General features: G+C 71.0%; 2 protein-coding genes. Both read right to left on the bottom strand.

All coding sequences use genetic code 11. The annotated features are described in order from the left end of the window. Positions 1–13: 13 nt before the first annotated feature. Positions 14–5,500 (bottom strand): type I polyketide synthase, encoded by a 5,487-nt coding sequence (locus tag C8258_RS21385; protein WP_106956744.1) that lies wholly within the window; start codon positions 5,498–5,500, stop codon positions 14–16. Then, complete coding sequence (locus C8258_RS21390) at positions 5,497–19,152, bottom strand: type I polyketide synthase (protein WP_255420436.1); 13,656 nt, start codon at positions 19,150–19,152, stop codon at positions 5,497–5,499. Before C8258_RS21390 ends, C8258_RS21385 begins: the two co-directional genes overlap by 4 nt. Positions 19,153–19,429: the final 277 nt, after the last annotated feature.

Genomic DNA, 19,429 nt, shown 5'->3' on the forward strand with positions numbered 1-19,429 from the left:
CTGAAACCGGTGATCAGGCATCCAGTTCCCGGTCGAGAATCGCAAAGAGCTCCGCTTCGGAAGCGTTTTCCACATCGTCTTCGGGCAGGCCACCGTCGGGGTCGGTTCGAGCCGCCCAACTCGCGGCGACGGACTGCAACCGAGCCACGATCCGCCGCTTCTGCCCGTCGTCCCAATCGCCCAGTGCCAGCGCGGATTCCAAGTCGTCGAACACGGCGTCGATCGGCCGTGGCCGAACGTCCACGGGTGCGCCGGCCAGTTGTGTGTGCAGATGGCCGGCGAGCGCCTTCGGTGTCGGATAGTCGAAAACCACTGCGGCCGACAGCGACAGACCGGTGACGGATTTGAGCCGGTTGCGCAACTCGACCGCGCCGAGCGAATCGAACCCCAGATCCTGGAAGGTGCGATCGGGTGCGATCGCGGCCGCACCGTTGAGCCCTAGCACGGCCGCGATGTGGTCGCGCACGGTCTCGAGCACCATCTGCCGTTGCCGATCGGCGTCGAGTCCCGTAAGACGCCGCGGCAGTGGGGCAACCGCAGATGCGACTTCCTTCGTGGGGCGCGGGGCCGGCGGGGCCAGCGTCCGCAGCAACGGCGGCAGCATGCCGGCAGCGGCCCGGGCCCGGATCGCGGCGGTGTCCAGCGCCACGATCACCGGATGGGCCGTGCCGCGCGCGAGCGCCGCATCCCACCCGGCCAGCGCGGCCTCGTCCGAGAGGGCGGTGAATCCGGCCCGGTTCATCCGCGCCACATCGCTCGCGTCGAGGTGTCCGGCCATACCGCTCGTGCGCGCCCACGGGCCCCACACCACCGACTGGGCGGCCAGTCCACGGGCCCGGCGGTGGGCCGTCAGACCGTCGAGGAAGGTGTTCGCGGCGGCGTAGTTGCCCTGTCCCGGACCACCCACCGTGCCGGACACCGACGAGAACACCACGAACGCGGCCGGCTCGAGGTCCGCGGTCGCCTCGTGCAGGTACCAGGCGGCATCCACCTTGGGCGCCAGCACGGTATCGATGCGCTGCGGGGTCAACGAGGCGACAACTCCGTCGTCGAGCACGCCCGCGGCATGCACCACACCCGACAGTGGCCACCGTGCCGGCGCGTGGGCCCGCAGCCCGGCCACGGCGCCGGCGTCGGCGACATCGCAGGCGACCACCTTCACCTGCGCGCCCGCCCGCTCCAACTCGTCGCACAACGCCGCCGCACCGGCGGCCCGCATGCCGCTGCGGCTCACCAGCAGCAGCGACCGCACCCCGTGCGCGCGCACCAGATGCCGGGCCACAACGGCGCCCACGCCACCGGTGCCGCCGGTGATCAGCACCGTGCCCGCACCGAATACCGACGTGTCGCCGCCCGGCGCGGACGCCGGAGCGGAGCGGGTGAGCCGAGCGATGTGCGGGACACCGGCGCGCACCACCACTTCGGGTTCGCCCACCGCCAGCACCGTCGAGGCGAGGTGCTCGTCGACGCCGGAGTCGGTGTCGGCCAGCATGATTCGCCCCGGATCCTCCGCCTGCGCGGACCGCACCAACCCCCACACCGCCGCACCGGCGAGATCGGTCAGGTCCTCGCCCGGCAGCGCCACCGCGCCGCGGGTGACGACCACCAGGGTGCTCGACGCGAACCGGTCCCCAGCCTGCCACTCCTGCAGCACGCCGAGGACGCGGGCGACCTCGGTATGCGTGGCGGCCACGACGTCGGCGCCGGCGGTGCGCCCGGCCTCGACGACCACCACCGCGGGTACCGGCGCTTCCGGCTCCAGCCGATCCCACCACCCCACGCTCGCCTCGGCCGCCCCGGCTTCGGCCGTGGCCGGCGACCACACCAGCTCCAGTACCGGATCGGCGGCGGCCGCTGCCGCGAGCTGCGCCACCGGAGTCGCCCGCATGGTCACCGATCCCGACAGCACCGGCCGCCCGTGGCCGTCGGTGACTCCGATCGAGACCGACGATCCGCTCACGGTCAGGCGCACCCGCAGCAGCGACGCCTCGGTGGTGGCCAGCGACACAGACTCCCACGAGAACGGCAACACCACCTGTCCGCCACCGATCTCGAGCACATCTGCCAGCAGTCCCGCCTGCAGCGTCGCGTCGAGCAGTGCCGGGTGGATGCCGAATCCGTCGGCGCGGACACCGGTGTCCGCGCCGACGGCGATGTCGGCGAACACTTCCTCACCGCGTCGCCACAGGGCCCGCACCCCTCGAAAGGCGGGCCCCAGGGCGTAGTCGCGCGAGAGGAATTTGCCGTAGTCGATGTCGACGGCGGTGGCCGCGGCGGGCGGCCAGATCTCCGGAGCGGGCGCAGCCGCATCCGTGGTGGACAGCAGACCCTGGGCGTGCAGCACCCACTCGCCGTCGTGGTCGTGGGCACCGCGCGAGTAGATCGAGACCGGGCGCCGCGATGAATCGGATTCGGTTGCGCCGACGACTATTTGGATCGGCACACTGTCCGTCGCGGACAGTACCAGTGGCGACCGGAGCGTCAGTTCGTCCACGACGGGGCAGCCCGCCTCCGCGCCGGCACGCAGGGCGAGCTCCACGAACCCGGTCCCCGGCAACAACATGACCCCGCCGATGACATGGTCGGCCAGCCACGGTTGCGCCCGCGGCGACAGCTGACCGGACAACACGAGGCCGCCGTCCGCCATCGGCAACACCGCCTCCAGCAGCGGATGATCGATCGCGCGGAAACCGGCCGATTCGCCCCCGCCGGCGCCGGGCGCGGACGGGAGCCAGTAGCGCCGACGCTGAAAAGCGTAAGTGGGCAACGACACTCGCTGCACGTCCCGGCCTGCGAAGAATACGCTCCAGTCGACCTCGGCACCGGCCGTGTACATCTGCGCCAGGCAGTGCGCGAACTGCTCGACCTCGCCGCGCCCGCGACGCGCGGCCGCGACGACGGTCGGCTCCCCGTCGAGATCCTCCGGCAGGCATTGCGCGGTCATCGCCGTCAGCACCGCGTCGGGCCCGATTTCGACGAACCGCCGAACACCCGCGGCGACCAGGGAGTCGACTCCGGCCGCGAACCGGACGGGCTCGCGCACCTGGCGCACCCAGTAACCGGGGTCGAGCACTTCCTCGCCCGCGATCCGGCCGGACACATTCGACACGAGGGGAATCCGCGGGCGCTGGTACTCCACTTGCCGTGCGACGGACTCGAATTCGGCCAGCATCGGATCCATGCGATGGGAGTGGAAGGCATGTGAGACGGTCAGCTGTGCGGTCTTGTGGCCACGGTCGGCGAACCGCGCCCGATACGCCGCCACCGCGTCGTCGCCGCCGGAAATCACCACTGCGCCAGGCGAATTCACCGCCGCGACGGACACGCTCCGGTCTCCGGCGATCATCTCGGTCACCTCGGGTTCGGCCGCCGCGACGGCCAGCATGGCGCCACCCGTCGGCAACTGCCCCATCAGGCGACCGCGGGCGGCGACCAGACGGCAGGCGTCCGGCAGCGTCCACACACCGGCGATATACGCGGCGGCCAGCTCGCCGATCGAATGTCCGATCAGCACATCGGGTGTCACGCCGAACGAGTTCAGCAGCCGGTACAGCGCGACCTCGTAGGCGAACAGTGCGGGCTGGGTGAATTCGGTGCGATCGAGAACCGTGGCGTCTGCGCCGGTGACCATCACCTGCCGCAGCGACACCCCCAGCAGTGGATCGAACTGTGCGCAGATCTCGTCCAGCGCGGCGGCGAATGCCGGGAACGCCTCGTAGAGTTCACGTCCCATTCCGGCGCGCTGTGCGCCCTGGCCGGTGCACAGCAGCGCCGTCCTGCGCGTCACCGCCCGCCCCGTCACGACGGGCGAGCTCGCCGCACCCGGTTCCGCGAGGTCGGACAGCGCCGCGCGCAACGCGTCGCGACCGTCCGCGAGCACCGCGGCCCGCCATTCGAATCGGGTGCGGGTCGTGAGCAGGGAATAGGCGAGGTCGTCGACGGTGAGGTCGGGGTGTTCGTCGACCCATCGCACGAGGGCGGCTGCCTGCCCCCGCAAACCCTCCTCGGATTTCGCCGAGATCAGCACCGGGGTGAGGCCGGATGCGACCGCATCCTGTTCCGGGGCCGGATCCGCGGGTTCGGCAGCGGGCTCCGGTGCGGGCGCCTCCTCGAGAATCACATGCGCGTTGGTTCCGCTGGCGCCGAAGGAGGACACACCGGCGCGCCGGACCCGGTCCCCGGCCGGCCACGGCTCCGCGGCGGTCAGCAGTCGCACCGCTCCGGCCGACCAGTCGACATGCGGTGTCGGCGCATCGACATGCAATGTCGCGGGCAGCATTTCGTGCCGCAATGCCTGCACCATCTTGATCACACCGCCGACACCGGCCGCGGCCGAGGTGTGGCCGATATTCGATTTCAGCGAGCCGATCCGCAGCGGATCACCGGCCCGGTCGCGGCCGTAGGCGGCGATCAGCGCCTGCGCCTCGATCGGATCGCCGAGGGTGGTGCCGGTGCCGTGCGCTTCGACCGCGTCGACATCGGCAGGTGCCAGCCCGGCGTTCGCCAGCGCCCGCGCGATCACCTTCTCCTGCGCCGGACCGTTCGGTGCGGTCAACTGGTTGCTGGCGCCGTCCTGGTTGACCGCGCTGCCGCGCACCACCGCGAGGATGCGGTGGCCGTGGCGGCGAGCATCCGACAGTCGCTCGACCGCCAGCATGCCGAGGCCGTCGGAGAATCCGGTCCCGTTCGCCGCCGCGGCGAAGGCCTTGCACCGCGCGTCCGGGGACAACGCCCGCTGGCGGCCGAAGGCGATCAGCAGACCGGGATCCGACATCACGGTGACCCCGCCGACCAGGGCGAGCGAGACATCGCCCTGCCGCAATGCCTGGCAGGCCAGATGCAAGGCCACCAGCGAGGACGAGCATGCGGTGTCCACCGAGAGCGCCGGACCCTTTAATCCGAAGGTGAACGCGACGCGGCCGGAGAGCACACTGGCCGAAACCCCGAGGAACGCATGACCTTCCGTCTCGGCGGTGAGCCCCGGTGAACCGACGCGCGGCCCGTAGTCCTGGTGGATCACACCGGCGAACACGCCGGTGTCGCTGCCGCGCAGCGATGCCGGGTCGAGGCCGGCGTCCTCCAGCGCCTCCCAGGCCGCTTCGAGGAACAGGCGCTGCTGCGGATCCATCGCCTCGGCCGCGCGCGGCCCGATGCCGAAGAAGGCCGCGTCGAAATCGCCTGCGGTGTCGAGGAATCCGCCTTCCCGGGTGTAGACGGTGCCCGGTGCGTCGGGATCGGTGTCGAACAGGCGCTCGAGGTCCCAGCCCCGGTCGGCCGGGAAGGGGCCGATCGCGTCGGCGCCGGCGGCGACCAGATCCCACAGCCGATCCGGAGTGTCGGCGCCACCCGGATAGCGGCAGCTCATGCCGACGATCGCGATCGGTTCGCCGGCGCGGTCCTCCAAATCCCGGATCTGCTTCTTGGCGGCGCGCAGGTCGCCGGTCAGCTTCCGCAGATACCGGCTGAGCCGTTCCTCGTTGCTCGTATCGGGGGTGCTCATGCGGGGCCAAACTCCTCGTCGATCAGGTCGAACAGCTCACTGTCGGAAGTGAATTCGAGATCGTCGTAATCACCGTCCGACGACGTGCCCCCCAGAAAATCGCGCAGGCGCTCGCTGACGCCCCGCAGGCCGGCCACCGTCCGGTCGCTGTCGTCACCGCCGGTGATGATGCGCTCGAGCAGCGCCTCGAGCCGCGCGATGTCGTCGGGCGCCGCCGCCGAGGTCGGCGACTGCGGCGCCGTCACGGTGGTTTGCGCCAGCAGATAGTCGGCGACTTCGGCCGCCGTCGGATAGTCGAAGACCAGAGTCGAGGGCAGCGACAGCCCCGTCACCTTCGACAACCGATTGCGGAACTCCACGCCGCCGAGCGAATCGAAGCCGAGTTCGCTGAAACCGCGGTCGGCGCCGATATCGTCGGCCGAGCCGTAACCCAGTACCGCCGCGACGTTCTCGCGCACGAGATCGAGAGCGACCCCGCGCCGCTTCTCCTCCGCGACCTCGTGCAGACGCTCCCCGAGCGAGACGTCACTGCGCGAGGCGGTGGCCGTCCGGCCGGACGTGCGCACGAATCCGCGCAGCACCGCCGGTACCGAGCCGCTATGTGCCTCCATGCGCAGCGTGTCGGTGTCCAAGTACACCAGCACCGGCGCAGGTTCGGCCGCGGTGAGCGATTCGTCGAACAACCGCAGCCCCTCGGCGCGGTCCAGCGGAGCCAGCCCCAGACGTTCCAGCCGCGCCAGCGCGGTGCGGTCCAGCACCCCGGTCATGCCGATGTCCTGCTGCCACGGCCCCCACGCGAGCGACAGGGCCGGCAATCCCTCGGCGCGGCGCCGGACCGCCAGGGCGTCCAGGAAGCTGTTGGCGGCGGCGTAATTCGCCTGTCCGGCCGAGCCGATCGACCCGGCGATCGATGAGAACAGCACGAACGCGGACAGATCCATCTCTCGGGTGAGTTCGTGCAGATGCCACGCCGCCTCGGCCTTCGCCGCGAGCACCCGGTCGACGCCCGCGTCGGTGAGGGTATGGAACGCGCTGTCGTCGAGAACGCCCGCGGTGTGGACGACGCCGGTGAGCGGATGGTCGCGCGTGTCGTCGGTCAGCAGATCACGCAGTGCGGCACGGTCACTCACATCGCACGCGGCGATCCGCACCTGCGCGCCGAGCCCGGACAGGTCCGCCGACAGTTCCGCCGCGCCGTCCGCACGGTCACCACGCCGGGAGACCAGCAGCAGTCGCCGCACCCCGTGTGCGGTGACGAGATGCCGCGCCAGCAGGGCACCCAGTCCCCCGGTGCCACCGGTGATCAGGACCGTGCCGGCGCCGAACGACACCATCTCGGCCGGGTACGCGGACAGCGGCTCGAGCCGCGGCGCCAGGAAGCGATCGCCGCGAACCGCCAGCTGCGGCTCGCCGGTGGTGATCGCAGCCCGGACGGATTCGGCCGAAATCACCGTTTCATCCGTATCGAGCAACACGATCCGTCCGGGGTACTCGGTTTGGGCGCTCCGGATCAATCCCCACACCGCCGCCGCCGCGGCGTCGGGGATCTCGCCGGGCAGCGCCGCCGCACGGGTGGTCACCACGACCAGCTGCGACGGTGCGACACGCTCGTCGGCCAGCCACTCGCGCACCACCCGCAGCGCGCTCTTCACCCGATCGCCCGTGGCCGGAGATGAATCATCCTGTGTCACAGCATGTTCGGACCACACCACCACGTCGGGAGCCGTCGCACGGGCGGCGATCGCCGCCTGATCCGGATAACGCTCCTCGATGCCGGACACCCCCGTCGCGCCCAGCAGAACCGTACTTCCGTGCGTTGGGGTCGCCGGGACATCGACTGTCGTCCATCGCATTCCGTATCGCGCGGCTCGCCCGCCCGAGAGCGTGGCCCGGAACTGCTGGACGTCGTAGGAGCGCATGACCACTTCGTCGATGGTCACCACCGCATTGCCGTCCCGGTCGGTGGCCACGACACTGATCGCCTCGCTGCTGCGCCGAACCGCCATCACCCGCAGGGAGCCGACCGGCGCGGTGCGATGGATCTGCGTTGCGCCCCAGCGGAACAGGAGTTTGCCCTCGGCCGGATTGCCCTGGTGGTCCGGCCAGATCAGGCAGGCGAGCCCGGCATGCATGACCATGTCGAACAGCGCCGGATGCAGCCGGAACCGCTCGGCCGGAACCTCCCCGTCCAACGCGACCTCGGAGAAGACGGTGTCCCCGCTGCGCCAGGCCGCCTCGACGCCGATGAACGAGGGTCCGTATTCCAGTCCGGCGGCCCGCGCCACCTGCGCCGGAATCCAGTCGGTGTCCACCGGTTCGGCGTCGGCGGGCGGCCACGGCTCGGTGCGCAGCATGTCCACGAGTCCGATGTCGGTGAGCTGCTCGGCGCTCAGCACGCCGCTGGCGTTCCGGGACCACTCGCAATCGGGCGCCTCGGCCAGGCGGTAGTGGACTGTGAACGAACGGCGTCCCGTGGCGTCCGGTGCCCGCACCAGCACCTGGAGTTCGACCTCGCCCTCGGCAGGGGGCAGGATCGGCGCCTCGAGCGTCAACTCCTCCACCGCGGCACAGCCGATGCGCTCACCGGCGACCAGCAGCATCTCCATCAGCGCGGCACTCGGTACCAGCACGACACCGTAGGTGGTGTGGTCGGCGAGCCACGGATGGGTGCGCTGCGCGAGCCGCCCGGTGAACAGCCATTCGTCGCGGTCGGCCACCCGCACCACCTCGGTGAGCAGCGGATGCTCCGATGCGGCCGGACGATCCGCACGCGGCGGCTCGAGCCAGTACCGGCGATGGTCGAATGCGTAGGTGGGCAATGCGGTTCGTGACGCCGGGCGGCCCGCGAACAGCCGATTCCAGTCGACGGCCAGCCCGGCGGTGTGGGCATGGGCGAGCATCGTCAGGAACTGCTCGACCTCGTCGTGGTCGCGGCGGGCCGCCGCGGCGACCACGGACCGCTGCTCGACCTCCTCGGTGAGCGTCTGCCGCGTCATCGCCGCCAGCACCGCGTCGGGCCCGATTTCGAGGAACCGGCGCGCACCCGCGGCCACCAGTGCGTCGATACCCGGCGCGAACCGCACCGCGGCACGCACCTGCGACACCCAATAGCCCGGGTCCACGATCTCGTCGCCGGCGAGGGCACCGGAAACATTCGACACCAACGGGATTCGCGGCGCCCGGAAGGTGACGCCGTCCGCGACGGCACGGAATTCGGCCAGCATCGGCTCCATCCGAGCGGAATGGAACGCGTGCGACACCCGAAGACGACTGGTCTTGCGTCCCTCGCCGGAGAACTGCCGATCGAGCTGCGCGACGACGTCCTCGTCGCCCGAAATCACCACGGCGCCGGGGGAATTCACCGCGGCCAGGGATACCCGGTCACCGAATGCCTCGATCGCCGTGGCCACGTCGGCTTCGGGCGCGGCGATCGCCAGCATCGCCCCGCCCGTCGGCAGCGCGTCCATCAACCGGCCACGCGCCGCCACCAGTGTGCAGGCATCGTCGAGCGACCACACCCCGGCGACATATGCGGCGGCCAGTTCACCGATCGAATGCCCGATCAGTAGATCGGGGACCACGCCGAACGACTCGACGAGCCGGTACAGCGCCACCTCGAACGCGAACAGGGCCGGCTGCGTCAGCCGGGTCCGATCCAATACCCCGTCCGGTGCGGCTGCGTCCCGATCGTCCGCACGGCCGGTGAACATCACCTGCCGCAGCGAACATCCCAGCAGCGGATCGAATCGGGCACAGACCTCGTCCAGCGCCGCGGCGAAGACCGGGAACGCCGCGGCCAGTCCGGCGCCCATACCGGCGCGCTGCGCGCCCTGACCGGTGAACAGGAATGCGGTCTTTCCGGAGCGCGCCGAGCCGGAAACCACTGTAGGAGTGATATTTCCGGCCGCGAGCCGGGTCAGCGCGGTGAGCATTTCGTCGCGCTCACCGCCGAGCACCACCGCCCGGAACTCGTGATGGGTACGGGTGGTGAGCAGCGAATAGGCCACGTCCACGGGGTCGGCGCCGGCGTGGTCGTCCAGCCACTGCCGCAGTTTCGCCGCCTGTGCTCCGAGCGCGGTCTCGCTCTTGGCCGACACCAGCCAGGGCATCGGCAGGTGCGGGCCGTCGGCGACCGGCGCCGAGACCGGGGGGCGCGGGGCCGGTGCCTCCTCGACGATCAAGTGGGCGTTCGTACCGCTGACACCGAAGGAGGAGACGCCCGCCCGCCGAACGCTCTTCCCGGCCCGCCAGGGTTCCGCACGGGACAGCAGACGCACGTCTCCCGCAGACCAATCCACGTGCGGCGACGGCGTTTCCGCGTGCAGGGTCGGTGGCAGGGTTTCGTGGCGCAGCGCCTGCACCATCTTGATCACGCCACCGACACCGGCGGCCGCGACGGTATGACCGATATTCGATTTGATCGAACCGATGCGCAGCGGCTCGCGGTCCCCCCGGTCGCGACCGTAGGCGGCGATCAACGCGTTGGCCTCGATCGGATCGCCCAGTGGCGTACCGGTTCCGTGCGCCTCCACCGCGTCCACATCGGCGGGTGTGAGGCCGGCGGCCGCGAGGGCCTGGCCGATCACTCGCTCCTGCGAGGGGCCGTTCGGCGCGGTCAGGCCGTTGCTCGCACCGTCCTGGTTGACCGCGCTGCCCCGGATCACCGCCAGGATCTCGTGACCCTGCCGCTGCGCATCCGACAACCGCTCCAGCACCAGGACGCCGACACCCTCGGAGAACGCGACACCGTCGGCCGCTGCGGAGAACGCCTTGCACCGGCCGTCCGGTGACAGGCCGCGCTGCCGCGCGAAATCGACGGAGAGATAAGGAGTGGCCGCCACGGTCACACCACCCGCCAGCGCCAGCGACGTTTCGCCCTGACGCAGCGCCTGGCACGCCAGATGCAACGCCACCAGCGACGACGAGCAGGCGGTGTCGATCGTGACCGCCGGCCCCTCCAACCCGAAGACGTAGGCCACGCGCCCGGAGACCACGCTGTGGGTGGTGCCGGTCAGCCGGAAACCCTCCAGATCGCCGGTCACGTGATCGACATAGCCCGAGGCGCAGGCGCCCGCGAAGACACCGGTATCGCTGCCGCGCAACGTCATCGGGTCGATGCCGGAGTGTTCCAGCGCTTCCCAGGACGTTTCCAGCAGCAGCCGCTGCTGCGGGTCCATCGCCAGCGCCTCACGCGGGCTGATGCCGAAGAATCCGGCGTCGAAATCGCCTGCGGTGCCGAGGAACCCACCACCGCGGCTGTACACGGTGCCGGGCTTGCCGGGATCCGGGTCGATCAGCCGCGCCAGGTCCCACCCGCGATCGTCCGGGAATTCGGTGGTGGCATCGGTTCCCGAGGACACGAGATCCCACAACTGTTCGGGGCTGTCGACACCACCCGGGAATCGGCAGCTCATGCCGACGATCGCGATGGGTTCGTCCGCGCGGGCCCGCCGGGGCGCGCGGACCGGGCGGGCGGAGTCGGTGCCCTCGATCTTGGCGCGCAGCAGGGCGGCGACCGCGTCGGCGGTCGGGTGATCGAAGACCAGGGTCGACGGCAGCTGCACGCCGGTGGCCTTCGACAGCCGGTTGCGGAATTCCACGCCGCCGAGCGAATCGAATCCCAGGGCGTCGAAACGCGCCCCGGGGTCGACGTCCGCGGCGGAAGTGTGCCCGAGCACGGCGGCCGCGTGTTCGCGGACCAACTCGAGCACCACCTCCGCGCGGGCGCTGTCGGGAACCTCGCTCAGGCGGGCGGCCAATGCGCCGGATGCGGCTGCGGGCCGGTCGGTTTTCCGTTCCGCGGTCCGGGGCAGGAAGCCGCGCAGCGCCGCGGGCACCACACCGTGGCGGGCTTCGCGCCGCAGCTGCGCCGGATCGAACCGCATCGCCACCGCGTACGCGTCCCCGCGACCGATGGCGGTGTCGAACAGTCGCAGACCTTCGGCGTCGCCGAGCGGGCGCAGGCCGAGCCGCTCCCAGCGTGCGACCGCGCTGCGGTCGAGGTCGCCGGTCATCCCGCCGGCGGAATTCCACGGTCCCCACGCCATCGACACCGCGGGCAGCCCCGCGGCCCGCCGGGCGTGGGCCAGCGCGTCGAGACAGGCGTTGGCGGCGGCGTAGTTCGCCTGGCCGGCCGATCCGATCGTCGCAGCGACGGAGGAGAACAGCACGAATGCTGTCAGGTCACTGGTGAGTTCGTGCAGGTGGTGGGCGGCGGCGGCCTTCGCGTCGAATACCCGCCGCAGCTGTTCGGCGTCGAGTCCGGCCAGGGTGGCGTCGTCGAGCACACCGGCCGCGTGGATGACCGCGGTCAGCGGATGCTCGGGCGCGATCGAGCCGAGCAGACCGCGCACGGCCGCCCGATCGCCGACGTCACAGGCCGCCACCTCGACGGTGGCGCCGGCCTCCGCGAGTTCGTCGGCCAATTCCGTTGCACCGGGGGCGTTCTCGCCTCGCCGCGAGACCAGCAGCAGCCGACGGACGCCGTGCCGGGAGACCAGGTGACGGGCGACAAGCGCACCGAGACCGCCGGTGCCACCGGTGAGCAGAACGGTGCCGTCGCCGAACGCGGGCTCCTGCCGGTACTCGTCGCGCACCCGCGCCAGCCTGGGCACGAGTACCGCTCCGCGTCGCGCCGCGACCTGGGGCTCGTCGGCCGCGAGCACCGCATCGAGGACCGTCCGCGCGTCCCGGCCCGCGGCCGTCGAGTCGTCGGCGTCGACGAGGAGGAACCGGCCCGGATATTCGGATTGGGCGCTGCGGATCAGCCCCCGGAGGGCAGCGGCGGCGGGATCCGGTGTCTCGCCCGGCAGCGCGGCGCCGTTGCCCGTGGTCACGATCAACCGGGTCCCGGCCAGGCGTTCTTCGGTCAGCCAGGACTGCACCGTCGCCAGCACCGACTCCAGGTGCGTGCGGACGGCCGCCGGGTCGCCGGATGCGGATCCGATGTCCGGACGCCAGACGACGGTTTCCGGAATCGGCTGTGCGGCGGCGACTTCCGCGGGCGTCGCATAGCACGCGTCGATGCCGGCGAGCGGCTCGGAACCGAGTACGGCCATCCGGTTCGCGGAGACGCTCGTCGGCGCCGCCATGGGCGTCCACTGCAGCTCGTAGAGACCGGCGTCGTCCGCGGTCATGGTGCCGCGCAGCTGTAGCACGTCGTAGGGCCGCATGACGACCGCGTCTACGGAGACGACCGGCCGGCCCGAATCGTCCACGGTCGCCACCGAGATCGTCTCCGGCCCGGAGGCAACGGCGATGACACGCAACCGCGTCGCCTTGACCAGCGGCTGATGCAACCGTGCCCCACCCCAGCGGAACAACAGCCGGCCGGTGTCCGGGTCGCCGTCCTGATCGCGCCAGACGAGTCCGGCCAGACCGGCGTGCATCACCAGATCGAGCAGCGCCGGATGCAGATCGAACCGTTCCGGATCGGATGCGGCCACGGTGTCCAGGGCGATCTCGGAGAAGACCGTATCGTCCCGCTGCCACGCGGCCTCGACCCCGAGGAACGCCGGACCGTACTCGAGGCCGGATCCGGTGGCGATCTGCTCGGGAATCCAAGCGGTATCGAGCGTTTCGGCGTCGGCGGGGGGCCACGGCTCGTCGCGCAGGCGGTCCAGCAGCGCGTCGCCGCCCTCCCACGCGGGGGCCAGCACGCCACTGGCATTGCGCACCCACTCCCCCGCTCGACGGAAGTGGAAGACGAACGACCGTCGCCCGCTCGGATCCGGCTCCCGCACCGACACCTGGAGCTCGACCTCGTCGTCACCCGACGGCAGGATCGGCGCCTCCAGGGTGAGCTCGTCGAGGACACCGCATCCGATACGGCCGCCCGCGACCAGCAGGAATTCCACGAGGGTCGCGCTCGGCAACACGACGGTGCCGTAGGTCATGTGGTCGGCCACCCAGGGATCCGACGACAGCGAGAACCGGCCGGTGAAGACGAATTCGTCCGTACCGGCCACCGGCACCACGCCGGTGAGCAGCGGGTGGGCCGAGGGGTCGCCGGCGGTCTCCCGCGGCGGCAACCAGAAGCGCTGGTGCCGGAAAGCGTAGGTGGGCAACGGAACTCGACGTCGCGGCCGGTGCCCGAACAGGGGCGTCCAATCCACCCGCACGCCCGCGACGTGCGCGTGCGCCAGCATGGTCAGCAACTGCCGGATTTCGTCGTGATCGCGGCGCGCGGCGGCGGCCACCGTGGCGTCCGCGGTCTCCGGCAGGCTCCGGCGGGTCAGCGCCGCCAGCACCGCATCCGGTCCCAACTCCAGGAATCGGCGCACGCCCGAGGTTGCCAGCGTCTCGATCCCCGGCGCGAATCGCACCGCGGCCCGCACCTGCCGCACCCAGTACGCCGGTTCCAGTATCTCGTCCCCGGCGAGCTGACCGGACACATTCGACACCATCGGCAGCCGGGGCCGATGGTAGGTCAATTCCGCTGCTACCGACTCGAATTCGGCCAGCATCGGGTCCATCCGATGCGAGTGGAAGGCATGGCCGACCCGCAACCGCGTCGTCTTCGCGCCCCGCTCGGCGAATCGCGCCTCGATCCGCTCGATCGCCTCCTCGTCCCCCGAAACCACCAGGGCTCCAGGCGCGTTCACGGCGGCAACCGACACCCGGCCCGGATGCTCGGCAACGGCGTCGTTCACCTCCGCCTCGGTCGCCGCGACCGCCGACATCGCGCCACCGGCGGGCAGGGCGCCCATGAGCCGGCCCCGCGCCGCCACCAACCGGCAGGCATCCGCGAGCGACCACAGCCCCGCCAGATGCGCCGCCGCGAGTTCGCCGATGGAATGGCCGATCAGCACATCCGCTGTGACACCGAACGATTCGAGCAGGCGATACATCGCCACCTCGAAGGCGAACAGGGCCGGCTGCGTGAACTCGGTGCGATCCAGCAGTGCGGCGTCGCCGAACATGACCTCACGCAGCGAACGGTTCAGCACCGGGTCGAACTGCGCGCACACCGAATCCAGCGCCTCGGCGAAAACCGGGAACGCCTCGTACAGGCCCGCGCCCATACCGATCCGCTGGGCGCCCTGACCGGTGAACAGGAACGCCGTCCGCCCCGAACCGGCGACGCCGTCGACGATATCGATCCCCGGACGCGCCGCGGCGAGATCGGCCAGACGCGCGAGCACATCCTCCCGATCGCGGCCGAAAACCACACTGCGCGAATCCAAGTGCGCACGGTCGGCGGCCAGCGCCTGGGCGACCTCGGCGATATCGGCCTGCGGACGCTCCGACAACCAGGTGTGCAGCGTCGCCGCCTGTGCCCGCAGCCCCGCCTCCCCCCTGCCCGAGATCAGCAACGGGATGCTCGCGACGTCGGTAACCGGCTGTGCCGCAGCACTTTCGACACTCTGCGGGGCCGGCGCTTCCTCGAGGATCACGTGAGCGTTGGTGCCGCTGATCCCGAACGACGACACACCGGCCCGGCGCACCCGATCGCCGGTGGGCCACGGTTCGGCGTCGGTCAGCAGCCGCACCGCACCGGTCGCCCAGTCCACGTGCGGGGACGGCGTGGCGGCGTGCAATGTGCGTGGCAACCGCTCGTGGCGCAGCGCCTGCACCATCTTGATCACACCCGCCACTCCGGCGGCGGCCACGGTATGACCGATATTCGATTTCAGGGACCCGATCCGCAACGGTTCCCCACGGTCGCGTCCGTAGGCGGCGATCAACGCCTGCGCCTCGATCGGATCACCCAGCGTGGTGCCGGTGCCGTGCGCCTCGACGGCGTCGACGTCGCCGGCCGATATTCCCGCATTGGCAAGGGCCTGCGCGATCACCCGTTCCTGCGACGGACCGTTCGGGGCGGTCAGACCGTTGCTCGCACCGTCCTGGTTCACCGCACTGCCGCGGACGACGGCCACGATGTCGTGGCCCAGCCGCTGTGCGTCCGACAGTCGTTCCAGCACCAGCACGCCGGAACCCTCCGACCAGGCCACACCGTCGGCGGCGGCGGAGAACGCCTTGCATCGGCCGTCCGGTGCGAGACCGCGCTGCCGCGAGAAGTCGACGTACAGGTAGGGACTGGCCGCGACGGTGACACCACCGGCGAGCACCAGCGAACTGTCGCCCTGACGCAGCGCCTGACAGGCCAGGTGCAACGCCACCAGCGACGACGAGCACGCGGTATCGACCGTCACCGCCGGACCTTCCAGGCCGAACACGTAGGCGACGCGGCCGGAGATGACACTGTGCGACGTGCCGGTCAGCCGGAAACCCTCCAGGTCGCCGGTCACCCGTCCGGCATAGCCCGACGAGCAGGCGCCGACGAACACACCGGTATCGCTGCCGCGCAGCGAGGTCGGGTCGATACCCGCGTCCTCCAGGGCTTCCCACGATGTTTCGAGCAGCAGGCGCTGTTGCGGATCCATCGCCAGCGCTTCCCGCGGGCTGATCCCGAAGAACGCCGGATCGAAATCGGCTGCGCCACTGAGGAATCCACCGTGGCGGGTGTAGACCGTACCGGGTTTTCCCGGATCCGGATCGAAGAGCCGGTCCAGGTCCCATCCGCGATCGGTGGGGAATTCGCCGATCGCATCCCGGCCCGCGGCCACCAGATCCCACAGGTCCTGCGCGGATCGCACCCCGCCGGGGAAACGGGCGCTCATGCCGACGATCGCGATCGGTTCGTCCGCGGTACCGCGCCGCGCCGCCCGCCGGTGCCCGCGCTCGACGCCGGTGATCCGTTCCCGCAGCAGTGTGGCGACCGCGGTCGCGGTCGGATGGTCGAAGACGAGCGACGCCGGCAGGGGAATTCCGGTGGCCCGCGTCAACCGATTCTGCAGTTGCACGCCGCTGACGGAGTCGAAGCCGAACTCGGTGAACGGCAACGTGGGGTGGATCGCCTCGGCCGACTCGTGACCGAGGACGGCCGCGGCCTGCTCGCGAACGATGTCGAGAACGAGGGTGTCGTACTGATATTCGGGAACGTCCCGCAGTCGCCGCGCCAGCGGTGTGTCATCCCAGGCCGCCGTCTGTTCGTCACCGTCGGCCTCGGCCTCCGGAATCCGTCCGGCGGTCGCGGCGCGGGCGACCGGCGTACCGGACGCGACCGTGCGACGCTGAAACGCGTACGGCGGCAAGTCGACTCGCGATCCCCCCGGCACCAGCGCTCGCGGCGCCACGGGCATTCCGGCGCAGAATGCCTGGGCCAGCGAGGCCAGGAACCGTTCCGGCCCGCCCTCGCCGCGGCGCAACGACCCGACGACCGCTACCTCCGCGCCCGCACCGGCCGCTTCGGCGGTCACCCCCACACCCATGGTCAGCACCGGATGCGGACTCGTCTCGACGAAACCGTCGACACCGTCGGCGATGAGCGCGGTGACGGCATCGGCGAATCGAACCGGCTCCCGCAGGGACCGGTACCAGTAGTCGGCATCCAGTTCCGCGGTATCCACCCGATCGGCGGTCACCGTGGAGAACATCGGCACCGCCCCGGTGCGCGGGCGGATGGGCGCGAGTTCCGTGAGCAGCCGCGCGCGGACCCGCTCGACCGCCTTCGAATGTGATGCGTAGTCCACCGGAATCCGGCGGGCCCACACTCCGTCCCCCGCACAGGCGGCGACGAACTCCGCGACCGCCTCGACGTCACCGGCGATGACACTCTGGGCGGGCCCGTTCACCGCGGCCATCGACAGCCGATCGCCGTACGCGGCCAGGCGTTCGCGCAGCGCGTCCGCGCCGAGCCCGATCGAGGCCATCGCGCCCTGCCCGGCCAGTTCCTCGGCCACCGCCCGCGACCGCAGCGCCACCACCCGCGCGGCGTCGGACAGCGACAGCCCACCGGCGATGTGCGCGGCCGCGATCTCACCCTGCGAATGACCGATCACCACATCCGGTTCCACACCGGCCGCGCGCCACATCCGCGCCAGCGAGACCATCACCGCGAACAGCACGGGTTGCACCACGTCCACCCGGTCCAGTGGGGGCGCGTCGTGCGCACCACGCAGCACGGCCGTCAGCGACCAGTCCACGTAGGGCGCCAACGCCGCGTCGCATTCGGCGATCGACTCCGCGAACGCGCCGCCCGCGTCCAGCAGGCCCAGCGCCATACCCTCCCATTGGCTTCCCTGTCCTGGGAAGACGAAGGCGATCCGCCGTGGCGCGGCCCGCCCGACAGGGGGTTCGATCGCCACCGCGGGCGCGGCCGGGTCGGCCAGGGCCGCCAAGCCCGCCAGCAGGTCGTCACGGTCCCGGCCGACGACGCTGCCGCGCCATTCCATTCGGGCGCGCGTGGTCAGCAGGGAGAAACCCACGTCGGCCGCGGTCGGCTCCGGATGGCGCAGCAGCCATTCCCGCAGCCGGGCCGCCTGTGCCCGGACGCCGCCCTCGCTCCGAGCCGAGACCACCCACGCCACCGCGCCGGTGTCGTCGTCCGCCGTGGCCGGGCCGGGTCCGGGCGCCTCCTCCACGATCACGTGGGCATTCGAGCCGCCCATGCCGAACGACGACACCCCGGCCCGGCGCACTGCGGCCGCGGGCCAGTTCTCGGTATCGGTGACGACGCGTAAAGCCAAGTCGCCGAGAGGAATTCGCGGATTCGGCGTCTCGAAGTTCAGGCTGGCGACCAGTTCCCGGCGGGATAGGCAGAGCACGGTCTTGACCAGGCCCGCGATACCCGAAGCGCCCTCCAGGTGACCGATATTGGTCTTGACCGAGCCGACGGCCAGCGGGGTGTCGCGATCCGGGCCGTAGGTGTCACCGAGCGCGGCCGCCTCCACAGGATCACCGGCCGGTGTTCCCGTGCCGTGCAGTTCGACGTACTGCACCGACGGCGCGTCGACACCCGCCGCGGTCAGCGCCGCGCGGATCGCCGCCGCTTGCGCGTCACGGCTGGGCGCGCTCAGCACGCGACGCTCGTTACCGGTCGCGACCGCACTGCCGCGGATCACGGCATGGATCCGGTCGCCGTCGGCGATGGCGCGGTCCAGCGGTTTCAGCACCACCATGGCGCCGCCCTCACCCCGGACGAAGCCATCGGCCCGCGCGTCGAAGGTGTAGCAGGCGCCGAGTGCCGACTGTGCGCCGAACTGCTCGATCCGCTCGCTGCTGGTCGGCGACAGAATCAGATTCAGACCGCCGGCCAGCGCCAGCTCACTTTCCCCGCTGCGCAGGCTCTCGCAGGCCAGATGCACCGCGACCAGCGACGACGCCTGGGCGCTGTCGACCAGGACGCTCGGGCCGCCGAAACCGAAGTAGTTCGAGACGCGGTTGGCGATGATGCCGCGCCCGACTCCCCACAGCGAGTGGCGGCCGACGCCCGGGCCACCCTGCGAAGCGAGGAGTTCGGCGAAATCGCTCCCGGTACAACCCAAGAACACGCCGTGCCGCCGGCCGTCGCTCGGCGCGGCGGTCAGGCCGGCGTCCTCGAGCGCCTCCCAGCCCAGTTCCAGTGCCAGCAGTTGCTGTGGATCGATCGCCCGCGCTTCGTTGGGCGAGATCCCGAAGAAGTCCGCGTCGAAATCTCCTGCGGTACTCAGGAAACCGGCGCGCTCGGTGATGTTCTCCCGCCCGGCCGGCGCCGCGCCGATCGCGGCGCGCCCGTCTCTGAGCAGCTGCCAATAACCGTCGAGATCGGCCGCCCCCGGCATTCTGCAGGACATACCGACGATAGCGACGGCATTTGCCGATCCGGTCACCTCTGAAATTCCTTCCTCGATGAACGCGCGAACTCGCGAACGCCCTCACCATTGCCCGGGAGGGTACGAATTCTGCTTCTATACAACGTTTTTCGACGCGTTCACGGCCCAGCGAAGAGTCCCGAACGATATATGAGCGTCATCCACACGTAGCCGGATTCGCCTCGGAGCAGACGAGGCCGTCCGCTCCGATATGACGGATTCCGTACGGCAACCGATCCGCGCGCAACCGAAAACGGGAGCGCCGGAAGGTAGGCCGGAGTGTCGAGGCGCGCGG

Source organism: Nocardia sp. MDA0666 (assembly GCF_003023875.1).
In the GTDB taxonomy this organism is placed as follows: Bacteria; Actinomycetota; Actinomycetes; order Mycobacteriales; family Mycobacteriaceae; genus Nocardia; species Nocardia aobensis.

Excerpts from the sequence above, each read along its gene's own strand:
- C8258_RS21385 (WP_106956744.1), bottom strand. The coding sequence starts at position 5,500 with ATGAGCACCCCCGATACGAGCAACGAGGAACGGCTCAGCCGGTATCTG.